Here is a 5,738-nt window from a genome sequence, read left to right on the forward strand (position 1 = left end):
GCGGGAGCAAGGGCGGACGATCCGTCTCGACGAGTTCCCGGCCCGCTTGGACGTCACCTTCGTCAAGAGCGTGCGCGAGCAGCCGGAGTGGCTGTCGCTGGGCGAGGAGGACGGGGTACCGGAGCCGGTCCTGTGGTTCCCCCGGCCGCACGTGTTGAGCTTCTGGCTGGTGGACACGGACGGTCACCGGTTCACCCGGGAGGAGCGCACGGCGGGGCCGACGCTGCTGTGGCCGCACGGCGGCGGAGCCGGTGAGGGGGTGACGCTGCGGCTGGAAGGGGTGGCGTCGAAGGCGCGGGCACTGGAGATCGCGGAGGCGGTCGAGGAGGCAGGCCGGTAGCCCGGTGTCCCCGCGTCGTGAAATTCGTGGTGCGCCGACTGGGAACCCCGGCGGGGCGGCCGGTGTACCAGAAGTGACAGGCGGCTCGTGGGCGGGTCGCAGGGGGATCGACCGGCCGAGTGGGGGTCCGGATGCGCGGGTGGAAGGGCAGGATTCGACAACTGACGGCGGGCATGGGCGCGCTCACAGCGGCGCTGGCCCTGATGGTGTGGGGAGCGGCGCCGGCCTCCGCCGGGGGGCCGACGAGCGTGCTGGTGGTCTCGCCGGGGAGCGAGGAGACCGCCTCGCTGTACTACTCCGACGCGGAGTACGGACAGCTGGAGCGGCTGCTCGGCCCGTCCGACAGGGGCACCCGGGACAAGCCGCCGGAGGCCGACCTGGCCTCGGTCCGGTTGATCAACGTGTCGTGGATGCTGCACGACGTGACGCCCTGGCGGGTGGACCGGGTCTTCCTCGGGAGCATCGAGGAGGATGTGTGGATACACACGGCGGCGAAACTCCCGGAGACGCCGAACGGCGTCTGGCACCGCGCCGAGGACCCGTCCGACCTGCACAAGCTGCTGTACGGGCTGGGCGTGATGAGCCACACGACAGGGACCGACCCGGCCCCCGACATCTACCCGGTGCCCTGGGAGACCGAGACCACCGGCGCCACCGCGGGATCCGGCACACCGGGCTCCGGTGCGGAGCAGGACGCGGCGGCGGATTCGCGGACACGGGCCGCGTCGGGTGCGGGCGACGGCACCGACTGGTGGTGGGCGATACCGGGGATGGTGGCCGGAGCGGCGCTGGCCCTGGTGCTGCGCCCGTATGTGACGCGGTGGCCGCCGATCCGCCGACGGAAGGATGATCCGGGGCCACGGCAGGAGCTGCTGGACGCCTGATGACGGGCACGCGGCGGCCCGGTACATGACCGGACCGCCGCGGGGCGCGTCGAGCTGGGCCGGGCCGCCTCAGCCGAGGTCGATCTCCGGGTAGAGCGGGAAGCCGGCGACGAGGTCGGTGGCGCGGCGGGAGATCTCGTCGGCGACCTTCGCGTCGAGGACGTGGGCGGCCTTGGAGGGGGCGCCGGACTTGGTGGTGCCGGGCTCGGTCGTCGTCAGGACCCGGTCGATCAGGCCCGCGACCTCGTCCATCTCCGCCGTGCCCAGGCCGCGCGTGGTCAGCGCGGGGGTGCCGATGCGGATGCCGGAGGTGTACCAGGCACCGTTGGGGTCGGCCGGGATGGCGTTGCGGTTGGTGACGATGCCCGAGTCGAGCAGGGCGGCCTCGGCCTGGCGGCCGGTGAGGCCGTAGGAGGTGGCGACGTCGATCAGGTTGAGGTGGTTGTCGGTGCCGCCGGTGACCAGGGTGGCGCCGCGGCGCATCAGGCCCTCGGCGAGGGCGCGGGAGTTGTCGACGATGCGCTGGGCGTAGTCCTGGAAGGCGGGCTGCCGGGCCTCGGCGAGGGCGACGGCCTTGGCTGCCATGACGTGCGGGAGCGGACCGCCGAGGACCATCGGGCAGCCGCGGTCGACCTGGTCCTTGAGGGAGTCGTCGCACAGCACCATGCCGCCGCGCGGGCCGCGCAGCGACTTGTGGGTGGTGGTGGTGACGATCTGGGCGTGCGGGACCGGGTCGAAGTCGCCGGTGAGGACCTTGCCGGCGACGAGACCGGCGAAGTGCGCCATGTCGACCATGAGCGTGGCGCCGACCTCGTCGGCGATCTCCCGCATGATCCGGAAGTTCACCAGACGGGGGTAGGCGGAGTAGCCGGCGACGATGATCAGCGGCTTGAACTCGCGGGCGGAGGTGCGCAGGGCCTCGTAGTCGATGAGGCCGGTGGCCGGGTCGGTGCCGTAGGAGCGCTGGTCGAACATCTTGCCGGAGATGTTCGGGCGGAAGCCGTGGGTGAGGTGGCCGCCGGCGTCCAGGGACATGCCGAGCATGCGCTGGTTGCCGAAGGCCTGGCGCAGCTCGGCCCAGTCGGCCTCGGAGAGGTCGTTGACCTGGCGGGCGCCGGTCTTCTCCAGGAAGGGGGCCTCGACGCGGTCGGCGAGTACGGACCAGAAGGCGACCAGGTTGGCGTCGATGCCGGAGTGCGGCTGGACGTAGGCGTGGCGGGCGCCGAAGAGCTCCTTGGCGTGCTCGGCGGCGAGCGACTCGACGGTGTCGACGTTGCGGCAGCCGGCGTAGAAGCGGCGGCCGATGGTGCCCTCGGCGTACTTGTCGCTGAACCAGTTGCCCATCGCGAGGAGGGTGGCCGGGGAGGCGTAGTTCTCGGAGGCGATCAGCTTGAGCATCTCGCGCTGGTCGGCCACCTCCTGGCCGATGGCGTCGGCGACGCGCGGCTCGACGGTGCGGATGACGTCGAGCGCGGCTCGGTAGGCCTTGGAGGCGGGGGTGGGCTCGGCTGACATGGGGACCTCCGGACGTTGTGGTCGGCGTTCGGGTCGGCCCAGGCGCACGGCACATGTTTCGGACCCGGAGGGTCCGGGGCCGCTTCCCGATGGTTGTTCCCATCCTTGCGCGCCAGTCACGGCCCACGGTCACATTACCGGGTGGCACGAAGTGCCACGGGGAGGCGTCCACCATGCGGGCGTCGGCTCCGCCTCGTCGACGCGGGCGGCGCGCTAGAGGATCACGTGCGGCAGGAAGCGTGCGTACTCGTCCGTCACCGGGCCCGACGACTCCCTGATGCCCAGGCCCGCCGGCTCGTTCTCCACCACCCAGGTGCCGAGGACGACGTGGTTGCCGTCGAAGGTGGGGAGGGGGGCGAGTTGCTGGTAGCAGCAGGGTTCCTCGCGGGGGGCCGGGTCGGAGCCGGGCTCGTGGAGGGTCACTCCCGCGCCCTCCCGGCCGAGCAGGGGCTTGGCGACCCAGCCGGTGGTGTCCGCCAGGTCCCGTGGGCCGTCGAGGTGGGCGGGGAGGAGGTTGGGGTGGCCGGGGTGGAGCTCCCAGAGGATCGCCAGGAGGGCCTTGTTGCTGAGGAGCATCTTCCAGGCCGGCTCGATCCACAGGGTGGTGCCGGTGCCGCCGCCGTTGTCGAGGGTGTCGAGGACGTGGTCGGCGAAGCGGTCGGTGGTGAGCCACTCCCAGGGGTACAGCTTGAAGATGCTGCGGATGAACCGGAGCCCGTTGTCGACGAAGCGGCCGGAGAGGCGGTCCCAGCCGATCTCCTCCATGGAGAGCCAGTCGGTGTCGAGGCCGGCCTGCTCGGCGGTCTCCTTGAGGTAGGCGACGGTCATGAGGTCCTCGCCGAGTTCGTCGGCGGAGGAGTGGGCGAAGTACAGGGGGCTGCCCGGCGGGAGGAGGCCGGCCTGTTTCCTCCAGGCGTCGACGAGGCGTTCGTGGAGGGAGTTCCACTGGTCGGCGCCGGGGAAGCGTTCCTCCATCCAGAACCACTGGGGGGAGGCGGCCTCCACCAGGGAGGTGGGGGTGTCGGCGTTGTACTCCAGGAGTTTGGCCGGACCGGTGCCGTCGTAGCGGAGGTCGAAACGGCCGTAGACGGAGGGGAGTTCGGCGCGCCGGTGCCAGGCCTCGGCGACCACGCGGGCGATGCGCGGGTCGGTGATGCCGAGGTCGGCGAAGCGGTCGGCGGTGACGATGTGCTCGGCGGCGGCGAGACACATGCCGTGCAGTTCCTCGACGACCTCCTCCAGCGCCTCGACCTCCTCCAGGCTGAAGACGTAGTAGGCGCTCTCGTCCCAGTAGGGGCGCAGGGAGCCGTCCGGGTAGCGGGTGAGCGGATAGATGAGCCCCTGCTCCTCGACGGTCTCCTGCCAGCCGGGACGGGGCTCGGTCGTACGCCGTTCCATGATCCGGTCAGCCGCCGCTGCTGCCGGAGCCCGAGCAGCCGAAGCCGCCCCGGTCGACGGCCTCGCTGCGGCTGAAGGTGCCGTGGTCGGCGTAGCCGTTGCTGACGTCGGCGTCGTAGTACCAGTCGGCGTCGGTGCGGGTCTTGCCGATCGAAACGGAGGTGCTCCCGGAGGACTTGCAGTTCTTGTCGGCGACGACCTTGTAGCCGTTGAGGTAGTCGTAGCTGTCCCGGTCCACGCACCGCCGGTCCGGATCCGACCCGCACGCCGACAGTGCCGCCGCGAGCACACCCATCCCTCCGAGCACCACCGTGCTGGACCGCAGCCGCCGCCGTGTCTCCGCCATGCCCTTCACTCCCCCTCGCATACCCCCGGGTCACCTCTCCCGGCTCGCGGCGGACAGCCTAGAGACCGCCCGGACGGCACGCGCAGGAGCCCCCCGTCGGCGGCACTCCCCCGCCGTCCGTTTGCGGCTCTTGGTGCGTTATGCCGCCTTGGTACGTCAGGGCAGTGCCCGGCACAGGGCGTCCAGGGTGCCGGTCCAGGCGTGGTCCGGCGGGGTGGCGTAGCCGACGACCAGGGCGTCGCCCGCCGTGGTGGCGGTGGCGGGGTGGCGGAAGCGGGAGAGGCCGTGGACGGCGAGGTTCTGCCAGGTGGCGGCCTGGACCACGGACCGTTCGGTGCCGGGCGGGAGCCGGAGGACGGCGTGCAGGCCGGCCGCGATGCCGGTGATCCGGACGTCGGGGGCCCGGGTGGCGAGGGACTGGACCAGACGGTCGCGGCGGCGGCGGTAGCGCAGGCGGGCGGCGCGGACGTGGCGGTCGTAGGCGCCGGAGGTGAGGAACTCGGCGAGGGTGAGCTGTTCGAGGACGCTCACGGAGCGGCCGCCGCCGTGGGCGACGACGTCCGGGAGCAGGGACGGGGGCAGGACCATCCAGCCCAGGCGGAGGCCGGGGGCGAGGGACTTGCTGGCCGTGCCGAGGTAGGCCACGCGGTCGGGGTCGAGGTTCTGGAGCGCGCCGACGGCCTGGCGGTCGTAGCGGAACTCACCGTCGTAGTCGTCCTCCAGGATCAGTCCGCCGGTGCGGCGCGCCCAGTCGACGACGGCGGCGCGGCGCTCGGGCAGCAGGGCGCCGCCGAGAGGGAACTGGTGGGCCGGGCTGAGCAGCACCGCGTCGGCGGCGCCCGGGTCCTGTGCGCGGGTGCCGAGGGAGTCGAAGGGGAGCGGGATGGTGGTCAGGCCGGCGCGGGCGGCCAGGTCCCAGTGGGCGTCCAGTCCGTAGGACTCCACGGCGAGGGTGCGGGCGCCGCGGGCGCGCAGGACCTCGCAGAGGAGGCGGAGGCCGCCGGCGAAACCGGAGCAGACGACGATCCGTTCGGGGTCGGCGCGTACGCCCCGCACTCGGGCGAGGTAGTCGGCGAGGGCCGTGCGCAGTTCGGGGCGGCCGCGCGGGTCACCGTAGCCGAGGGCGTCGTGCGGGGCGGCGGCGAGGGCGCGGCGGGCGGCCTTGAGCCACTCGGCGCGGGGGAAGGAGGCGAGGTCGGGGGTGCCCGGGACGAGGTCGTACGGAAGCCGGCCGGGGGCGCGCGCCGGGGTGGGG

At 72.8% G+C, this 5,738-nt stretch carries 5 protein-coding genes, 1 pseudogene and 1 riboswitch; of the genes and pseudogenes, 2 read left to right on the top strand and 4 right to left on the bottom strand.

Annotation, left to right across the window (positions count from 1 at the left end):
- Both B7767_RS24345 and B7767_RS24350 read left to right on the top strand, forming a co-directional pair.
- Positions 1-340: pseudogene (locus B7767_RS24345) on the top strand (hypothetical protein); the annotation flags it as partial.
- Positions 341-471: 131 nt separating this feature from the next.
- On the top strand, positions 472-1,224 hold the full coding sequence (locus B7767_RS24350) for a hypothetical protein (protein ID WP_085574080.1): 753 nt from the start codon (positions 472-474) through the stop codon (positions 1,222-1,224).
- 69 nt (positions 1,225-1,293) lie between these two features.
- Here B7767_RS24350 and B7767_RS24355 read toward each other — a convergent pair whose 3' ends face one another.
- The 4 genes from B7767_RS24355 to B7767_RS24370 all read right to left on the bottom strand — a co-directional run.
- Positions 1,294-2,739, bottom strand: coding sequence for a glycine hydroxymethyltransferase (locus tag B7767_RS24355; RefSeq protein ID WP_085574076.1), 1,446 nt, complete (start codon positions 2,737-2,739; stop codon positions 1,294-1,296).
- Between the two features lie 29 nt (positions 2,740-2,768).
- Positions 2,769-2,869: riboswitch (ZMP/ZTP riboswitch) on the bottom strand.
- Positions 2,870-2,952: 83 nt separating this feature from the next.
- Positions 2,953-4,137: a glutathionylspermidine synthase family protein gene (locus B7767_RS24360; RefSeq protein WP_085574077.1), complete on the bottom strand. Its 1,185-nt coding sequence runs from the start codon at positions 4,135-4,137 to the stop codon at positions 2,953-2,955.
- A gap of 7 nt (positions 4,138-4,144) precedes the next feature.
- Positions 4,145-4,483, bottom strand: a complete 339-nt coding sequence (locus B7767_RS24365) for a hypothetical protein (protein ID WP_085574078.1) — start codon at positions 4,481-4,483, stop codon at positions 4,145-4,147.
- 156 nt (positions 4,484-4,639) lie between these two features.
- Positions 4,640-5,738: PLP-dependent aminotransferase family protein (locus B7767_RS24370; protein ID WP_085574079.1), on the bottom strand; the 1,099-nt coding region annotated here is incomplete at its 5' end.

It is taken from the genome of Streptomyces sp. 13-12-16, assembly GCF_002114215.1.
Taxonomy (GTDB): Bacteria; Actinomycetota; Actinomycetes; order Streptomycetales; family Streptomycetaceae; genus Streptomyces.